This window comes from Azospirillum sp. TSH100, assembly GCF_004923295.1.
GTDB lineage: Bacteria > Pseudomonadota > Alphaproteobacteria > Azospirillales > Azospirillaceae > Azospirillum.
Window position 1 is genome coordinate 2,566,512 of record NZ_CP039634.1, and the last position, 18,034, is coordinate 2,584,545.

Here is an 18,034-nt window from a genome sequence, read left to right on the forward strand (position 1 = left end):
ACGACGATGCCGACCGCCTCCGCCCCTGCCGCTCGTGGCCGCTTCATCACGCTGGAAGGCGGCGAAGGGGCCGGCAAATCGACGCAGCTGCGCCGTCTGGCCGAGTCCCTGCGTGCCCGCGGCATCAAGGTGGAGACGACGCGCGAGCCGGGCGGGTCGCCGGGAGCCGAGGAAATCCGCGGCCTGCTGGTGACCGGCGAGACCGGCCGCTGGAGCCCGGTGACGGAAGCGCTGCTGCACACCGCCGCCCGCCGCGACCATCTGGAACGCACGGTGTGGCCGGCGCTGGAAGAGGGAAAGTGGGTGCTGTGCGACCGCTTCTTCGACAGCACCATGGCCTATCAGGGCTACGGGCTGGGGCTGGGGCGCGAGTTGGTGGAGACCTTGCAACGGGCGGCGCTGGGCGAGTTCCGGCCCGACCTGACGCTGATCCTCGACATCGACGTGAAGATGGGCCTGCGCCGTGCCGCGTCGCGTCATGGCGGTGAGGACCGCTATGAGCGGATGGACATCGGCTTTCACCAGCGGCTGCGCGACGGCTTCCTCGACATCGCCCGGCGGGAACCGGAGCGCTGCGCGGTGGTGGATGCCGACGCCGACCTCGATACCGTGCAGGCGCGCATCCGGGACGCCGTTGCCGGCCGGCTGGAACTGGCCCCGGGTCAGGCGTCGTGAGCAAGGCGCGCCCCCCTGCCCCGGCGGTTCCCGCCACGGAAGAAGCGCTGGCACCCAGGCGCAATCCCGACCTCGTCGGGCATGAGGAGGCGGAACGGCTGCTGCTGGAGGCCTGGAACTCCGGCCGGTTGCCGCATGCCTGGCTGATCGGCGGCACGCCGGGGATCGGCAAGGCGACGCTGGCCTTCCGCTTCGCCCGCTTCGTCCTGGCGCAGGACCCGCCGGGCGACAGCCTGTTCGGTGGAGCGGCTCCGGTCACGTCGCTGCACATCGGCCCCGACCATCCGGTGTTCCGCCGGGTGGCGTCGGGCGGCCATGCCGACCTGCTGACCATCGAACGCCAGCGCGACGAGAAGAAGGGCCGGCTGAAGCGCGACATCGCCGTCGATGACGTGCGCAGGATCGGCCCCTTCCTGCGCCGCACCTCGGCGGAAGGCGGCTGGCGCGTCGCGGTGATCGACGGCGCCGACCGCATGAACCTGAGCGGCCTGAACGCCATCCTGAAGATCCTGGAGGAGCCGCCGCCCGGCGCCCTGCTGCTGCTGGTCAGCGACAATCCCGGCGGCATGCTGCCGACCATCCGCTCGCGCTGCCGCAAGCTGACGCTGAAGCCGCTGGCGGAGGACACGGTGATCGACCTGCTGGGGCAGCACCGGCCCGACATCGCCGCCGACGACCGCCCGGCGCTGGCCCGGCTGTCGGAGGGCAGCGTCGGCCGCGCCATCGATCTGGCCGATGCCGGCGGTCTGGCGCTCTACCGTGAGATGATCGGGCTGCTGTCCGACCTGCCGCGCATCGACATCGTCGCGGCGCACGCCTTCGGCGACAAGCTGACCCGCAAACAGGACGACGGGATGTTCGAGACGGCGACCGAGCTGCTGGTCTGGTGGCTCGCCCGCTTCGCCCGCTCGCTCGCCCGCGGCTCCTGGCCGGCGGAGGTGGTGCCGGGCGAGGCCGCCCTGATGACCCGGTTGGCCAACGCCCGCGGTCTTGAACGTTGGGTGGAGGTGTGGGAAAAGGTTCAGCGTCTTTTCGCGCGCGCGGAATCCGCAAACCTGGACCGCAAGCAGGTGGTCCTGAACGCCCTGTCGGCGCTGGAAACGGCAGCCGCCTAGCGTTATTTCAGAACCTGCCGGTTGACCCTGACTTGAAAGAAAGTGCCGCAAATGGCCGGGCCGAAGACCTTCTACCTGACGACGCCGATCTATTACGTGAACGACGTGCCGCACATCGGCCACGCGTACACGACGCTTGCCTGCGACGTCCTCGCCCGGTTCATGCGCCTCGACGGCTATGACGTGAAGTTCCTGACCGGCACCGACGAGCACGGCCAGAAGGTTGAGAAGTCGGCGGAGAAGGCCGGAATCGCGCCGCAGGAATTTACCGACCGGGTGTCGCAGAACTTCCGCGATCTCGTCTCGCTGATGAACTATTCCAACGACGACTTCATCCGCACCACCGAGCCGCGCCACGTCAAGTCGGTGCAGGCGCTGTGGACGGTGCTGAAGGACAAGGGCGAGATTTACCTCGGATCCTACGCCGGCTGGTATTCGGTTCGCGACGAAGCCTTCTATGGCGAGGACGAGCTGACCACCAACGGCGAGGGCAAGAAGATCGCCCCGACCGGTGCCGAGTGCGAGTGGGTCGAGGAGCCGTCCTACTTCTTCAAGCTCTCGGCCTGGCAGGACCGGCTGATCGAGTTCTATGAGCAGAACCCCGACTTCATCGCCCCGGCCGGCAAGCGCAACGAGGTGATGTCCTTCGTCAAGTCGGGCCTGAAGGATTTGTCGGTCAGCCGCACCACCTTCAAGTGGGGCATCCCGGTGCCGGGCGACGACGCCCACATCATGTATGTCTGGCTCGACGCGCTGGCGAACTACATCACCGCCGTCGGCTATCCCGACACCACCGGCGACTATGCCAAGTATTGGCCGGCCGACCTGCACATGGTCGGCAAGGACATCCTGCGCTTCCACGCCGTCTACTGGCCGGCCTTCCTGATGGCCGCCGGCCTGCAGCCGCCCCGCCGTGTGTTCGCCCATGGCTGGTGGACGATCGAAGGCCAGAAGATGTCGAAGTCTCTCGGCAACGTCATCGCCCCGGAGACGCTGGTCAACACCTACGGCCTCGACCAGACCCGCTATTTCCTGCTGCGCGAAGTGCCGTTCGGCAATGACGGCGACTTCTCGCACAAGCAGATGGTCAACCGGATCAACGGCAACCTCGCCAACGATTACGGCAATCTGGTGCAGCGCGTCCTGTCGATGATCGGCAAGAACTGCGGCGCCGCCGTGCCGACGCCGGGCGAATTCACCGAAGCGGACAACGCCCTGCTCGGCCCGGCCTACGGCCTGCTCGACGTGGTACGGGCGGAGATCAGGGCGCAGGCCTTCCACAAGGCGCTGGACGCCATCTGGGCCGTGGTCGGCGACGCCAACCGCTATGTCGACGAACAGGCCCCGTGGGCGCTGAAGAAGACCGACCCGGCGCGCATGGCCACCGTTCTGTATGTGCTGGCCGAGACGATCCGCCATCTGGCGATCCTGACCCAGCCGGTGATGCCGGACGCCTCCGCCCGGATCCTCGACCTGCTGGCGCTGGGGCCGGATGCGCGCGGCTTCGGCACGCTGGGTCCGTCGGGGGCGCTGGTGGCCGGCACGCCGCTGCCGACGCCGCAGGGCGTCTTCCCGCGCTACGTCGAAGAACCGAAGGACTGAGTTCCCCTGATGCTCGTCGACAGCCATTGCCATCTCGACTTTCCCGATTTCGCCGAGGAGCTGGACGCGGTCGTCGACCGCGCCCGGCAGGCCGGCATCGGGCGGATGGTCACCATCTGCACCTATATCAGCCGCTTCGACCGCATCCTCGCGGTGGCGGAACGCTATGACGACATCCTCTGCACGGTGGGGGTCCATCCCCATCAGGCGGCGGAGGAGTTCGCCATCACCACCGTGGACAAGCTGGTGGAACTGTCGCGCCATCCCAAGGTGATCGGGCTGGGCGAGACCGGGCTCGACTACTTCTATGACAAGAGCCCGCGCGACCAGCAGCAGGAGTGCTTCCGCCGGCACATCCGCGCCAGCCTGGAGACCGGCCTGCCGCTGATCATCCACACCCGCGACGCCGACGACGACACCATGCGCATCGTCAAGGAGGAAGCGGCCGGTCAACAGGTGAAGGGGCTGCTGCACTGCTTCAGCTCCGGCCGGGCGCTGGCGGAGGAGGCGGTGGAGTACGGCTTCACCCTGTCGCTGTCGGGGATCGTCACCTTCAAGAAGTCGGAGGATCTCCGCGCCATCGTGAAGGACGTACCGCTCGACCGCATCCTGGTGGAGACCGACGCGCCCTATCTGGCGCCGATCCCCTTCCGCGGCAAGCGCAACGAGCCGGCCTATGTCGCCCACACCGCATCTTGCGTGGCGGAGGTGAAGGGGGTGTCGGCCGAGGAGCTGGCCCGCGTCACCACCGAGAACTTCTTCCGCCTGTTCGACAAGGCGGCCCAAGACAAGGCCGCTGCATGAGCGAAGCCGGCGTTTCACCGGGTGCGATTCGCGTGACCGTGCTGGGCTGCGGCGGGTCGCGCGGCGTGCCGGTGATCGCCGGGGTGCCCGGCGGCCAATGGGGCCGCTGCGATCCCGCCAACCCGAAGAACCGCCGCCTGCGTCCATCTGTTCTGGTGGAAAGCGGCGGGGTTTCGGTTCTGGTCGACACCTCCCCCGACCTGCGGCAGCAGCTGCTGGATAGCGGCTGTGCACGGCTGGACGCCGTGCTGTGGACGCACCAGCATGCCGACCATTGCCACGGCATCGACGAGGTCCGCGAGATCTGCCGGCAGATGCATGCGCCGATCGACGCCTATGGCTGGGACGAGCATCTGCGCGACATCGAGGTGCGCTTTCCCTACTGCTTCGATCCGCTGCCCGACGGCTACCCCTTCTACCGGCCGGTGCTGAAGTCGCACCGCATCGACGGGCCCTTCAACGTGAAGGGGCTGGAGATCACGCCGTTCGAGCAGGACCACGGCTATATGCGGACGGTCGGCTACCGGTTCGGCAACTTCGCCTATTCGACCGACGTGGTGCGGCTGGACGAGCAGGCGTTCGACGCGCTGGCGGGGATCGACACCTGGATGGTCGATTGCGGTCGAATCGAGCCGCCGCATCCGGTGCATGCGCATCTGGCGCTGACGCTGGAGTGGATCGAGCGGGTGAAGCCGCGCCGGGCCTATCTGACCCACATGGACAACACCATGGACTACGACAGCCTGCGGCGGATTCTGCCGGAGGGGGTCGAGCCGGCCTACGATGGGCTGGTGATCGAGGTTTAGGATCAGCGAGGGAGGGGGCGGAAATCCACCCCCTCTCCGGGAAATCCTACTTCTTCTTCTCAAGCGGCGGGGCCGCGTAGACGAAGCGGTCGAAGCTGTATTCGGCGACGCGGAACCACAGATACTCCTCCTCGCGGAACTTCTTCCACGCGTCGTAGATCTTGCGGAACTTCTCGTTCTTCGCCGCTTCGTCCTCGTAGACCTCGATGGCGGCCTGATAGCAGGCCTGCATCACTTCGTTCGGGAAGGGACGCAGCTGGGTGCCGCTGGCGACCAGGCGCTTCAGCGCGGTCATGTTCTGGACGTCGTACTTGCCCAGCATGTCCAGCGTGGCGTCGGCGCAGGCCGCCTGGAGCGCCGCCTTGTAGGCCGGCGGCAGCGACTCGAACTTCTCCTTGCCGAACAGCATGGAGACCTGCGGCCCGCCTTCCCACCAACCCGGATAGTAGTAATACTTGGCGACCTTCTGGAAACCGAGCTTCTCGTCGTCATAGGGGCCGACGAACTCGGCGCCGTCGATGGTGCCCTTTTCCAGCGCCGGATAGATGTCGCCGCCACCGATCTGCTGCGGAACGACGCCCAGCTTGGCCATGATGGTGCCGGCATAGCCGCCGATGCGGAACTTCAGACCCTTCAGGTCGTCGACGGTCTTGATTTCCTTGCGGAACCAGCCGCCCATCTGGGTGCCGGTGTTGCCGGCGCCGATGGAGACGAGGTTGTGGGTGGCGAAGAACTCCGCCATCAGCTCCTTGCCGCCGCCATGGCTCATCCAGGCGTTCTGCTGGCGGGCGTTCAGGCCGAAGGGCATGGCCGCGTCGAAGGCGAAGGTCGGATCCTTGCCGACATAATAGTAGGAGACGGTGTGGCCGCACTCGATCGTGCCGTCCTTGACCGCGTCCAGAACCTGGAGAGCCGGAACGATCTCGCCAGCCGCGAAGACGCGGATCTGGAACTTGCCGTCCGTCAGCTCGGCCACGCGCTTCGCCACGAACTCCGCACCGCCATAGATGGTGTCGAGGCTCTTGGGGAAGCTGGAGGCGCAGCGCCACTTGATCTCGGGCGCGGACTGGGCGATGGCGGGGGCGGCAAGCGTGCTGGCGGCGACGCCCACGCCGGCGGAGGTCAGAAATGCACGACGTTTCATCCAGAAGCTCCCTTGTCCATTCTCGTTATGCGTTCTTGTCGCCGGGCCGGCGGACACCCTGCCAAGGGCTAAGCCGGGCCGCACCCGTCAAGGCCCATTCCCTCACGGGACCGGACGAAACCGGGTGAGCGGGGAAAGCGGGAATGGGTGGGATGCACGCTCGACCAACCCGGACAGCGCACCGCGGGAAGCCGCCGGACCGGCGGGTCTCGGCGCAAAGCGCCCCCGTCCGATCCCGCGGCCTCCCGACGTTGGTGTGCGTTTCCTCCCGTCCATCCGGGTTTGCCGCCGGCCTTCCGGCCGATCCGCCCCAGCTTTCTTTTGCTGGCCGGATTATGCAGGAAGCAAATGGTCGGGATCAAGCGCGAACGGGAATTGAGGACTGTATTTCAGAGGTTTAACGCTGCGGCGCGAAGCCGCGGGTTCCATTCAACCACCAGCCGGACCACCGGCCCGGTGGCATTCCCGCCCCCTTCTCATCAAAATCCTCGACTCAGGCGGCGGCGCCCCCATCTTTTGCAACGGGCGTGGCCGGGAACCCGGCTGCCTTGGGGTGTCGATGGGTCGGAGCAGGCATTTGCGGGTTGGACGGCCATGACCGAGGCGGCCATGAAAGGCGGGACTGCGGCGGAGACCGGGACCGAGACGGCCGCACGCGACCTGCGGCTGGATTTCTTCCGTGGCCTGGCGCTGTGGTTCATTTTCGTGAACCACATTCCGGCCAACCAGATCTCCTGGGCGACGCCGCGCAATTTCGGGCTGAGCGACGCCACGGAAATCTTCGTCTTCATCTCCGGCTACACCGCGGCGCTGGTCTATGGCCGCACGCTGGAGCGGCAAGGCATGCCGATGGCGGCGGCGCAGGTGCTGCACCGCTGCTGGACGCTGTACGCCACCTACATCATCCTGTTTTTCGCCTACACCACCCAGATCGCCTATACCGCCCGCGCCTTCGACAGTCCGCTTTTCGCGGAGGAGATGGGCATCGCCGGCTATTTCCAGGATCCCGTCACCGCCCTGACCCAGGCCATCCTGCTGAAGTTCCGGCCGGCCAACCTGGACGTGCTGCCGCTCTACATCGTGCTGCTGCTGGGCTTCCCGCTGCTGCTGCCGGCCTTGCGCCGCCGTCCGCTGGGCGTGCTGGCAGGGTCCGGCGCGCTGTACCTCGCAGCTCGGCAGTGGGGATGGAACCTGCCGACCTATCCGGACGGCGGCGTCTGGTACTTCAACCCTTTCACCTGGCAGTTCCTGTTCGTGCTGGGTGCCTCGCTGCAATTCCAGCCGGACCTGCGGGCGGCGCTGACCCGCTTCCGCCGGCCGGTGGCGGCGGCGGCCGGCCTGATCCTGCTGGCCAGCCTGTTCCTGACGCTGTCCTGGAAATTCGCCCGGCTGCACGCGGTGATCCCGGTGTGGCTGACCGAGATCCTGTATCCCATCAGCAAGACCGACCTCGATCCGCTGCGCCTGCTGCATTTCTTCGCGCTGGTCTATCTGGTGCTGTGGCTGGTGCCGGCGGGAGCGTCCTGGCTGCGCGGGCCGTTGGCCTCCCCGGTGCTCGCCTGCGGCAGGCAGTCGTTGAACGTGTTCTGCCTGGGCGTGCTGCTGTCCTTCGCCGGACAGACCGTGCTGGTCAATGTCAGCGGCTCGCTTTCCGCCCAGTTCCTTGTTACCGTGCTCGGCATCGCCGCGATGGTGCTGATGGCGCGGTTCCTGAACTGGTACCAGTCGGCGGGCCGGGCGCGGGGCCAAAGGGTCGCCGCCACGACCAAGATGAACACATGAGGGGGGTATGGCGCTAGGCCGGGTGCTGGGGCGGGTGCTGACGGTCACGGCGATCCTGCTGGCGACCGCGCTTTTCGCGTCGCCGGGCCGCGCCAATGCCGCTCCAAGCATTGCCGCGTCCGTCGATCCCGCCTGCGCCGTGCCGGAGTCCGTGCTCGCGCCCGGCAGCGGGCTGCCGCGGGTGTCGGCGCAGCTGGCCGCCGGCCGGCCGCTGTCGGTGCTGGTCGTCCATTCCGCCAAATCGCCGCCCAAGCCAGGCGCCGTCGGCTATCCCGCCCGGCTGGAAGGCGAGTTGAAGCTCCGCCTGCCCGGCCGTGAGGTCAGCACCGCCGTGCTCAGCCTTCCCGGCGAAGCCGCCCCCGCCATGGTCGCCCCGCTGACCCGGGCGGTGGAGGAGCAGCGGCCGGCGCTGGTCGTCTGGCAGACCGGCACGGTCGACGCCATGCGCAGCGTGGATCTGGAAAGCTTCGGCACAGCGCTCCAGTCCGGCATCGCCGAGGTGCAGCGCCGCGGCGCCGACATCGTCATCATGGACATGCAGTACAGCATGCACACCGCCCAGCTGATCGACTTCGCGCCCTACGTGTCCTACATGTCCTGGCTGGCCCAGAGTTCCGATGTCTTCCACTTCCCGCGCTACGACATCATGCGGCATTGGGTGGAGGACGGCCGGGTCGATTTCGCCGGCGAATCGGACGAGGCGAAGCAGCGTGCTTATGAATTCGTTCACCAATGCATCGGACAATTGCTGGCGCAAAGCGTCACGACGATGATCGATCCCCTGTCGATCGGCCGACGCACCGGAGCGAGCAATTGAAGTCTGTCCTGTCGTCCGCCGTCCGTGCCCTGTCGCTGATCGCCGCCGTCACCCTTTCCGCCCCGGCCTTCGCCGCCGAACCGGCAGCGGGCGCAGGCTGCCACTTGCCGCGCAGCGCCTCGGCGCTGTCGGTGCCCCTGCCGCAGTTGTCGCAGCGCATCGCGACGGGCACGCCGATCCGGATCGTCGCCATCGGATCGTCCTCCACCGCCGGGGCGGGGGCGAGTTCGCCCGACAAGGCCTATCCGGCCCGGCTCGACCATTACCTGAGCGAGCGGTTCCGCAACGCCGACATCGCGGTGCTGAACCGCGGCGTCAACGGCGAGACCGACGACCAGACCGAAAAGCGGATCGAAACCGATGCGCTGGGCGCCAAGCCCGATCTGGTGATCTGGCAGGTCGGCGCCAACACGGTGCTGCGCGACGGCGACCAGGGCTTGAGCGAACGCTCGGTGCGCCAGGGCGTGGCGCGGCTGCGCGCCGCCGGGGTCGATGTGGTGCTGATGGACCTGCAATACGCCCCGAAGATGCTGGAGAAGACCGGGGTCGCCCCGATGCTGGCCCGCATCGCCGCGATCGCCGGCGACACTCACATCGGCCTGTTCCACCGCTTCGAGGTGATGCGGTCGCTGGTGGAGACGCGCGGGATGACCATGGCCGACCTGATCGGGCCGGACGGCGTCCACCAGAACGACGGCGGCTATGACTGCGTCGCCCGCATGCTGGCGGCCGGCATCGAGGACGCGGTGAACGTCCACAACAGCGGACTTCAGCGGTAAAAGGCCGGGGCGGCCCGCCGCCCCATCCCCTCAGCGCTGCATCATCGCGCTTTCCTTGCCGCAGAGGAAAAACACCTTGGAGTAGACCTTCAGCAGGGCATCGGTCAACGCCTGCACCTCGGGGCTGCCCATGGCACGCGGCTTTGCCGGGTCGACATGCAGGACGCAGCTGTCCTTGACGTCGTTGAAAGCAGCCAGCGCATGGATGCGGTCGGGGCGGAACTCGTCGGGGAAATTCTCGTCCATCAGCCAGAAGCACTGGAAGTTACGGCAGGATTGCGGCCGCTCTTCATAGATCGAGCAGCCCTTGCCCTGGTCGCAGGACGCGCACCACTTCGCGGCGGGCTTCTTCAGTTCCGGCACGCCCATCAGCTTGCAGCAGAGGGTGCATTCACCGCAGTTGCGGTCCGACATCAGGCAAACTCCAAGTAACGACAGCTTGCAACGGCTTACGCCGATGCTGGCAGGACAATGTGCGCGTCCTCGGCAACCAGCAACCGCTCCACCGCCTCCGGCAGGGCCGGGCGGGCGAAGTGATAGCCTTGGGCATATTGGCACAGACCGCGCAGATACACCGCTTCGTCCGCCGTTTCCACCCCTTCCGCCACGCAATCCAGCCGCAAAATGGTGGCAAGGCCGGCGATGACCTGGACGATCGCGGCGTTGCCCTCCCCCGTCGACACCGCGCGGACGAAGCTGCGGTCGATCTTCAGCACATCCACCGGCAGCTTGTGCAGATAGGCAAGCGACGAATAGCCGGTGCCGAAATCGTCGATCGACAGCCGCACGTCCATGTCGCGCAGGCTCTGCATCAGCATCCGGCATTCGTCCGGATCCTGCACCAGCAGGCTTTCGGTCAGCTCCAGCTTCAGGCTGGAGGGCGGGATCGCCACCTCGTCCAGCAGGTCGCGCACGGCGCCGACGATGTCGTCGTCGCGGAACTGGCGGGTGGAGACGTTGACGCTCATGAACAGCGGAGTGGCGCGGGGGAAGCGGGCCTGCCAAGCCGCCAGTTGCCGCACCGCCTCGCCCAGCGCCCAGCGGCCCATCGGGGCGATCAGGCCGGTTTCCTCGGCCAGCGGGATGAACTCGGCGGGCGGGACGAGGCCGCGCTCGGGATGGTTCCAGCGCATCAGCGCCTCGAAACCGGCGATGGCGCCGGTCTCCAGCAGGACGATGGGCTGGTAATGCAGGCAGAGCTGGCCCTGCTCCAGTGCTGCGCGCAGGTCGGCCTCCATCCGCGGCGGCCATCGCCTGCCGGCGCAGATTGGCGTCGAACACGTCGATGCGCGCCCGTCCGCCGCTCTTGGCACGGTACATGGCGAGGCTGGCATCGCGCAGCATGTCCTCCGCCCGGTCGTAGCCGGTCTGGCTCAGCGCCACGCCGATGGAGGCGGTCAGGACGACGTCGTGCCCGTCCTCCAGCGTCACCGGGCGGGAGATGGCGTGGGCCATCCGCTCCGCCGCCTCCAGCGCGTCGCCGGCATCGTCCAGATCATCGACCAGCACGGCGAACTCGTCGGCCGACAGGCGGGCCAGCGTGTCGCCGGCATGGCGGCTGGTGTCGAGGCGCTTGGCGACGATGCGCAGCACGCGGTCGCCGGCGCTGCTGCCGAGCGCATCGTTGATCGCCTTGAAGCGGTCGAGGTCGATGATGATGGTGGCGAAGGGCCGGGCACCGGAGCGGCGGTTGCGGTCCAGCGCCTGCCCGATGCGGTCGAGCAGAAGCGTCCGGTTGGGCAGGCCGGTCATGCTGTCATGCACGGCGTTAAACAGGATCTGCCGTTCGGCCGTCTTGCGCGCGGTGATGTCGGTCATCGAGCCGGCCATGCGGACGGCGCAGCCCTTGTCGTTGCGCACCGCCAGGCCGCGGACCAGCATCCACATCTCCTGCCCGGCCTTGTCGCGGATGCGGAATTCATGCTGGAGGTGCGGGCGCTCACCGGTCAGATGCAGGGTGATGGCGGTGCGCAGCCCGTCCAGATCGCCCGGCAGCACGCGCTGGAACCACTCGTCGATGGTGCCGGCGATCTCGGCATCCTCGAAGCCGAGCATCGCCTTCCAGCGCGGCGAGTAGTAAATCTCGCCGCTGTCGATCAGCCAGTCCCACAGCCCGTCGGCCGCCCCGGCGGCGGCGAGCGCATAGCGTTCCTCGCTGCGGCGCAGCTCCTGCTCGGCATGCTTGCGGTCGGTGATGTCGGCGACCGAGCCGACCAGCCGGATCGGCTCACCCGCATCATCCATCACCGCCATGCCGCGGCAGACCAGCCAGCGCCAATGCGGTTTCGCGGCCGGAACGGAGTCGGCGCGGCGGACCCGGTGTTCGATCTGGAAGGGGACGGACAACCCGACCATCTGCGCCTCGAACGAGGCATGCAGCCAGTCGACGTCCTCAGGGTGGACCAGCGAGAGCCAGTCGTTCGGCCGGTTGGATTCCCGGCCCGGATCGCCCGGCGGCAGCCCGAGGAATTCCTTGAAGCGCGGGGAAAGATACAGCGTGTCGCTGCGAAGATCCCAATCCCAGACGCCTTCGGTTCCGGCCTTTTCCGCCAGCAGATATCGGTCGATGTTGGTGTTCAAGACCCCTCGTCGAACCCGTCGGCGGTCAGCGATTGGTGGGGTCTCCCACCGTTGAGCTTTCGATCATAATGGCATTTGCGTGAAGAAACCATAAATGCTCCGCACACACAGTTTATCCAGCTTGCGGAGGGTTCCTTCGGCGAAATTTTTTCCTATATTAGGATAGCTCGCCACCTCATCCGAAACCGGCACCGATGGATTGGTCCGATCAGGGAATCGTTCTGTCCGCCCGCCCGCAGGGGGAAGGGTCCGCCGTCGCGACTCTGCTGACGCGCGAACACGGCCGCCATGCCGGCATGGTGATGGGCGGGCGGTCGGTACGCCAGCGCGGCACGCTGGAGCCGGGAACCCTGGTCCATGTCCGCTGGCGCGGCCGGCTGCCGGAACATCTCGGCCATTTCACCCTGGAACCGGTGAAGGGCTACGCCGCCAACTTCTTCGACGACGCGCAGGCGCTGGCCGCGCTGATCAGCGCCTGCGCCCTTGTCGAGGCGGCCCTGCCGGAGCGGGAAGCCCACCCCGCCCTGTTCGACGGGCTGCTCGCCCTGTTCGACCTGCTGGACGGGCCGGCCTGGGCCGAGACCTATGTGCGGTGGGAGATCGGGCTGCTGGCGGAGCTTGGATTCGGCCTCGATCTCGACCGCTGCGCGGTGTCGGGGGCCAACGATTATCTCGCCTATGTCAGCCCGCGCACCGGCCGAGCGGTGACCGCATCGGTGGGGGAACCCTACCGCGACCGGCTGCTTCCCCTGCCCGATTTCCTGGCCGGACGCGGTGGCGGCGGTCCCGCGGCGGTGGCCGACGGGCTGCGGCTGACCGCGCATTTCCTGGAACGCCACGTGCTGAACGGGCCGCTGCCGCCCGCGCGTGAGCGCTTGAGAGAACGTTACGCGAACGCGGTAGCGCGCTCCGGCTGAAACTGCTAAACCCCCGTGTCATGAAGCCGCAAAACCCTGCCTCCGAAATTCTGGAAAAGCCGCTGGCCGACGCTCTCGGCGAGCGCTATCTCAGCTACGCGCTGTCCACCATCATGTCCCGCTCGCTGCCCGACGTGCGCGACGGGCTGAAGCCGGTGCACAGGCGGCTGCTGTTCGCCATGAGCCAGCTCCGGCTGGAACCGACGACACCGCCCAAGAAGTCGGCCCGCGTCGTCGGCGACGTGATCGGCAAGTTCCATCCGCACGGCGACACCTCCGTCTATGACGCGCTGGTCCGGCTGGCGCAGGATTTCTCCGTCCGCTATCCGCTGGTCGACGGCCAGGGCAATTTCGGCAACATCGACGGCGATAACGCCGCCGCGATGCGGTACACCGAAGCCCGCCTGACCGAGGTCGCCAAGGCCCTGCTGGAGGGCATCGACGAGGACGCGGTCGATTTCCGCCCGACCTATGACGGCGACGGCGACGAGCCGGCGGTGCTGCCCGCCAACTTCCCCAACCTGCTGGCCAACGGGTCGAGCGGCATCGCCGTCGGCATGGCCACCAACATCCCGCCGCACAATGTCGGCGAAATCTGCGACGCGCTGCGCCACCTCATCAAGCACCGCGACGCGTCGATCGAAACGCTGGTCGGCTTCATGCCAGGGCCCGATTTCCCCACCGGCGGCGTGCTGGTCGAGTCGCGGCAGAATGTGATCGAAGCCTACCGCACCGGCCGCGGCGCCTTCCGTCTGCGCGCCCGCTGGGAGGTGGAGAAGCTGGGCCAGGGCACCTGGCAGATCGTCGTCACCGAGGTGCCCTATCAGGTGCAGAAGGCCCGGCTGGTCGAGAAGATCGCCGAGCTGCTGCTGGCCAAGAAGCTGATCCTGCTGGACGACGTCCGCGACGAATCGGCGGAGGATGTCCGCCTCGTCCTGGTGCCGAAGAACCGGAACGTGGATCCCGAGGTGCTGATGGCCTCGCTGTTCCAGGCGACCGACCTGGAGATCCGCTTCTCGCTGAACATGAACGTGCTGGGCGCCGACCATGTGCCGCGGGTGATGAACCTGCGCGAGGTGCTCCAGGCCTTCCTCGACCACCGGCACGAGGTGCTGGTCCGCCGCTCCAACCACCGGCTGAAGCAGATCGACCACCGGCTGGAGGTTCTCGGCGGCTATCTCGCCGCGTACCTGAATCTGGACGAGGTCATCCGTATCATCCGCGAGGAGGACGAGCCGAAGCAGGAGCTGATCCGCGCCTTCACGCTGACCGACGTGCAGGCCGACGCCATCCTCAACATGCGGCTGCGCAACCTGCGCAAGCTGGAGGAGATGGAGATCCGGCGCGAGCACGAGACGCTGACCAAGGAAAAGAACGGCCTGCTGGAGCTGCTGGGCGACGAGACCCTGCGCTGGAAGCGGATCGCCGAGGGTGTCGCCGAGATCAAGAAGAAGTTCGGCAGCGGCGCGCTCGGCAAGCGGCGCACCGATGTGGCCGACGCGCCGACGGTGATCGAGGTGCCTCTGGACGCGCTGGTGGAGCGCGAGCCGGTGACGGTCATCTGCTCCGCCAAGGGCTGGATCCGCACGGTGCGCGGCCATCTGACCGATGCCGAGGCGGAGGACGTGAAGTACAAGGACGGCGACGAGCGCGGCTTCATCGAGCGGTGCGAGACGACCGACAAGCTTCTGGTCTTCGCCAGCAACGGCAAGTTCTTCACCATCGGCGTCGACAAGCTGCCGCGCGGCCGCGGCTTCGGCGAGCCGGTCCGGCTGATGATCGACCTCGGCAACGACGTCGACATCGTCGACCTGTTCCGCCACCAGCCCGGCCGCACCCTGCTGGTGGTGTCGGAGGATGGCCGCGGCTTCCGCGTCGATGAGGCGGAGGTGCTGGCCCAGACCCGCGCCGGCAAGCAGGTGCTGAACCTGGAGGACGGCAAGTCGGCCCGCATCTGCCAGCCGGTGACCGGCGATACGATCGCCATCATCGGCAACAACCGCAAGATGCTGGTCTTCCCGCTGGACCAGATCCCGGTGATGACCCGCGGCAAGGGCGTCCAGCTTCAGAAATACAAGGATGCCAGCGTCGCCGACGTGAAGACCTTCACGCTGGCCGAGGGCCTGAGCTGGAAGAACGGCGAGCGGAACTTCGTCGTCACCGACCTGACCGGCTGGATGGGCGACCGCGCCGGCCAGGGCAAGATGCCGCCGAACGGGTTCCCGAAGAACAATAGGTTTATGTGAGGGTTGGGGAAACAGACAGAGGATCCCCTCTCCCCACCGGGGAGAGGGTGTAACCGCCCCTACTTCGGCGTCGTGACCGTCGCCGTCAGCGGCACGCGCCGTTCGACCAGGGCCGAGGTGACTTCCTTGGCCTTCACCGGGTCCATCGCCGCCAGGATCGGCGCGGTCTTCTGTTCCTTCATCTTCTGGATGACGCCCAGCAGCACCGGCATGTCAAGTTCCTCGAAGATGCGGGCCGCTTCCTTCGGCTTCATCGTTTCGTAGATCTTCACCAAGCTTTCCAGCTGGGCCGACTGCTTCTCGTCGCCCTGGGCCATCAGCTTCTGGATGTCGGACTTGGTCTTCTCCATCTCCGCCACCTTCTGGTCGATCCGTTTCTCGGCGGCGGCCAGCAGGGCTTCGCGCTGTTCCATCTCCTTGGTGCGGCGCTCGATCTCGGCCCGGCGCTCGGCGAAATGCTGGAGCAGTTCCTGATTGTCGATCGGACCGAGCGGAGCCAGCGGCGCGTTGGCCGCGGCCACCGGAGCGTTCGCCGGGCCGCTCGCCCCGCCGGGAGCCGGCGGGGCGTCCTTGCCGGCCGGCTTGCTGGTCGCCGCCGGCACCTGCCCCTGGGCCATCTGGATGGGAGGCGTCGCCGGGGTGGAGCTTTGCGGCCCCTGGGCCAGGCTGACCGGGAAGTCCGGCAGGCGCGCGTCGTGGGTGGCGAGGCGCCACAAATCGCCGACCCGCACGCCCAGCATCATCACCGCGACAAAGATGGTCAGCGGCAGCAGGCGGAAGCGGAAGCCGCGCACCCGCGCCCGCAGCCGTTCGGTCAGCGGCACGCGCGGCGTCGCCGGCTTGCGCGCCTTCGCCTTGGCCTTGCCCTTCTTCGCCGAAGCCTTGGCCGGAACCTTCCCCGCCGCCGGGCGGACCGCCGGCAGTTGCGCCTGCTGGGTCTGCTGGGCGGCCAGGGTGGGAGAGGTGCGGACGCCGGTCGGGGCGGCGCCGGCCGGACGGATCACCACCTTGGCTTCGTTCCCCGCCGCAGCGGGCTTGCCGTCACTGGTGCGCATGCTCATCCGATCCCCTTGCCGGCATTCTCGATCGCCTGAAGCAGTTCGCGTTCGGCCCTGGACAAGCTTTCGCCGTCACGGGTGATCGGGTCGCGCGCCTCGGCCGGCGGTTCGGCACGGGCGGCGGCGCGGCGCGGCGGCGCGTCCAGCCGGGCCGGCGGCGGGGCGTGGTCGTCATGGGCGTGGTCGTCCTCGACCGGCAGGCTGCGCAGAGCCGGACGCGGCGCCACCAGCGGCGCCTTGGCCGGAGCGCGCGACGCCAGCGCCGGAGCCACGGCATTGGAGCGCCCGGCATCACGGCGCGCACCGTCCCGCTCACTGACATTGCCCAGGCGGTTGGCAAGCGCGTCGGCCGCCTCGATCATGAATTCCAGCTCGTCACGCAGGGTCTGCGCCTTGGTGACGGTACGCTGAAGATCCTCGCCGGTGTCGCCCGCCGTCCTCTTCAGCGTGCGCACGCCGGTCTCCGCCCGCGCCATCGCGTCGTTCAGTCCCTGGATCAGTTCGGCCATCTCGCCGCGGCTTTCGCGCAGTGCGATGATCTGCCGGTTCAGGATGATCGCGTAGGCGATGGTCGCGGCCAGCAGGCCGACCATCACGACGTCGATGATGATGGAGACCAGCGGACTCATAGCCTCATGACCTCCTGCTTGGGCAATTCCTTTTCCAGGCGGACGGCGATGTGCCCGCCCTTGCGCCCCATCCGCCCCTGGAACATCGACACGTCGCCGCAGCGCAGCTCGATGGCGCCGTCGGGGGTGGCGTTCAGCAGGATGCGGGTGCCGACGCGCCAGTTCAGCACGTCGTGCAGGGTCATCGTCACCTCGTCCAGCACGGCGGAGAGGTCGACGTCCGTCACCATCAGCTCGGAGGCCAGGTGGGTTTCCCAGATCGAGTCACGGCCGAACTTCTCGCCCATGAACATCTGGAGCAGCAGCTCACGCACCGGCTCCAGCGTCGCGTAGGGGATCATCAGCTCCAGCCGGCCGCCGCGATCCTCCATGTCGATGCGCAGCTTGACCAGCACCGCCGCGTTGGCGGGACGCGCGATGGTGGCGAAGCGCGGGTTGGTCTCCAGCCGGTCGAAACGGAAGGTGACGGGCGACAGCGGATCGAAGGCGGCGGACAGGTCGGACAGCACCACATGGACCATGCGTTCCACGAGGTTGCGTTCGATGGTGGTGTAGGGACGGCCTTCGATGCGCATCGCCGCCGTGCCGCGCCGGCCGCCCAGCAGCACGTCGACGATCGAATAGATCAGCGCGGAATCGACGACCATCAGGCCGTAATTGTCCCACTCCTCCGCCTTGAAGACCGACAGCATCGCCGGCAGCGGGATGGAGTTCAGGTAATCGCCGAAACGCACCGAGGAAATCTGGTCGAGGCTGACCTCGACATTGTCGGAGGTGAAGTTGCGGAGCGAGGTGGACATCATGCGGACGAGGCGGTCGAAGACCACCTCCAGCATGGGCAGGCGTTCGTAGTTGACCAGCGCCGAGTTGACCAGCGCCATGATGCCGGAGTTGTCGCCGTCGCCGGCGCCACCCTGGTCGAAGCCCAGCAGGCTGTCGATCTCGTCCTGGTTCAGGACGCGCGTCGACCCGCCGCCGCCCATGTCGCCGACGTCGCCGCTGTCCTCGGCCAATGCCGCCCATTCGGCGGCAAGCCGTTCTTCTTCGCTCAGTTCACCGGTGTCGCTCATCGGCCCCCAT

Annotated in this window: 16 protein-coding genes and 1 pseudogene; 10 read left to right on the top strand and 7 right to left on the bottom strand. The window is 67.6% G+C overall.

The window, feature by feature from the left end; genetic code table 11:
- Positions 1-6: 6 nt before the first annotated feature.
- Genes tmk through E6C72_RS12165 form a run of 5 tightly spaced genes read left to right on the top strand, consistent with a single transcriptional unit; the run spans position 7 to position 5,002 of the window.
- On the top strand, positions 7-675 hold the full coding sequence (gene tmk / locus E6C72_RS12145; RefSeq protein WP_109086278.1) for a dTMP kinase: 669 nt from the start codon (positions 7-9) through the stop codon (positions 673-675).
- Positions 672-1,790: a DNA polymerase III subunit delta' gene (locus E6C72_RS12150; RefSeq protein WP_109086052.1), complete on the top strand. Its 1,119-nt coding sequence runs from the start codon at positions 672-674 to the stop codon at positions 1,788-1,790. The genes tmk and E6C72_RS12150 overlap by 4 nt, the downstream gene beginning before the upstream one ends.
- A gap of 51 nt (positions 1,791-1,841) precedes the next feature.
- A complete protein-coding gene (gene metG / locus E6C72_RS12155; protein WP_109086053.1) occupies positions 1,842-3,392 on the top strand; it encodes a methionine--tRNA ligase in 1,551 nt (516 codons plus the stop codon).
- Between the two features lie 9 nt (positions 3,393-3,401).
- Positions 3,402-4,196, top strand: coding sequence for a TatD family hydrolase (locus tag E6C72_RS12160; protein WP_109086054.1), 795 nt, complete (start codon positions 3,402-3,404; stop codon positions 4,194-4,196).
- Positions 4,193-5,002, top strand: a complete 810-nt coding sequence (locus E6C72_RS12165) for an MBL fold metallo-hydrolase (protein ID WP_109086055.1) — start codon at positions 4,193-4,195, stop codon at positions 5,000-5,002. Before E6C72_RS12160 ends, E6C72_RS12165 begins: the two co-directional genes overlap by 4 nt.
- 46 nt (positions 5,003-5,048) lie before the next feature.
- Here the strand turns inward: E6C72_RS12165 and E6C72_RS12170 are convergent, their stop codons facing one another.
- On the bottom strand, positions 5,049-6,146 hold the full coding sequence (locus tag E6C72_RS12170) for a TRAP transporter substrate-binding protein (protein ID WP_109086056.1): 1,098 nt from the start codon (positions 6,144-6,146) through the stop codon (positions 5,049-5,051).
- A 594-nt stretch (positions 6,147-6,740) separates the two neighbouring features.
- Between E6C72_RS12170 and E6C72_RS12175 the strand changes: the two genes are divergently transcribed.
- From E6C72_RS12175 to E6C72_RS12185, 3 genes are read left to right on the top strand one after another with little or no spacing between them, the layout of a single operon-like run.
- Complete coding sequence (locus tag E6C72_RS12175; protein ID WP_247875729.1) at positions 6,741-7,928, top strand: OpgC family protein; 1,188 nt, start codon at positions 6,741-6,743, stop codon at positions 7,926-7,928.
- Between the two features lie 7 nt (positions 7,929-7,935).
- Positions 7,936-8,745, top strand: a complete 810-nt coding sequence (locus tag E6C72_RS12180) for a hypothetical protein (protein ID WP_109086057.1) — start codon at positions 7,936-7,938, stop codon at positions 8,743-8,745.
- Positions 8,742-9,524 carry an SGNH/GDSL hydrolase family protein gene (locus E6C72_RS12185; RefSeq protein WP_247875730.1) on the top strand — a complete coding sequence of 261 codons (783 nt, stop codon included), beginning with the start codon at positions 8,742-8,744 and terminating at the stop codon, positions 9,522-9,524. The genes E6C72_RS12180 and E6C72_RS12185 overlap by 4 nt, the downstream gene beginning before the upstream one ends.
- A gap of 30 nt (positions 9,525-9,554) precedes the next feature.
- Here E6C72_RS12185 and E6C72_RS12190 read toward each other — a convergent pair whose 3' ends face one another.
- From E6C72_RS12190 to E6C72_RS32230, 3 genes and pseudogenes are all read right to left on the bottom strand, one after another.
- On the bottom strand, positions 9,555-9,938 hold the full coding sequence (locus tag E6C72_RS12190; RefSeq protein WP_085089726.1) for a hypothetical protein: 384 nt from the start codon (positions 9,936-9,938) through the stop codon (positions 9,555-9,557).
- Positions 9,939-9,973: 35 nt separating this feature from the next.
- Positions 9,974-10,762 (bottom strand): bifunctional diguanylate cyclase/phosphodiesterase, encoded by a 789-nt coding sequence (locus E6C72_RS32225; protein WP_247875731.1) that lies wholly within the window; start codon positions 10,760-10,762, stop codon positions 9,974-9,976.
- Positions 10,763-10,859: 97 nt separating this feature from the next.
- Positions 10,860-12,104, bottom strand: a pseudogene (locus tag E6C72_RS32230) (diguanylate cyclase domain-containing protein); the annotation flags it as partial.
- A 194-nt stretch (positions 12,105-12,298) separates the two neighbouring features.
- On the opposite strand from E6C72_RS32230, the gene recO reads away from it, so the two are divergent.
- A complete protein-coding gene (gene recO / locus E6C72_RS12200) occupies positions 12,299-13,021 on the top strand; it encodes a DNA repair protein RecO (RefSeq protein WP_109086058.1) in 723 nt (240 codons plus the stop codon).
- A 20-nt stretch (positions 13,022-13,041) separates the two neighbouring features.
- Positions 13,042-15,267, top strand: coding sequence for a DNA topoisomerase IV subunit A (gene parC / locus E6C72_RS12205; RefSeq protein WP_109086059.1), 2,226 nt, complete (start codon positions 13,042-13,044; stop codon positions 15,265-15,267).
- Positions 15,268-15,326: 59 nt separating this feature from the next.
- On the opposite strand, the gene E6C72_RS12210 is transcribed toward parC, so the two are convergent.
- From E6C72_RS12210 to fliM, 3 genes are read right to left on the bottom strand one after another with little or no spacing between them, the layout of a single operon-like run.
- Positions 15,327-16,328, bottom strand: coding sequence for a MotE family protein (locus E6C72_RS12210; RefSeq protein ID WP_109086060.1), 1,002 nt, complete (start codon positions 16,326-16,328; stop codon positions 15,327-15,329).
- Positions 16,325-16,954, bottom strand: a complete 630-nt coding sequence (locus tag E6C72_RS12215) for a DUF6468 domain-containing protein (protein WP_109086061.1) — start codon at positions 16,952-16,954, stop codon at positions 16,325-16,327. The genes E6C72_RS12210 and E6C72_RS12215 overlap by 4 nt, the downstream gene beginning before the upstream one ends.
- Positions 16,951-18,024, bottom strand: coding sequence for a flagellar motor switch protein FliM (gene fliM / locus E6C72_RS12220; protein ID WP_085089732.1), 1,074 nt, complete (start codon positions 18,022-18,024; stop codon positions 16,951-16,953). The genes E6C72_RS12215 and fliM overlap by 4 nt, the downstream gene beginning before the upstream one ends.
- Positions 18,025-18,034 lie beyond the last annotated feature (10 nt).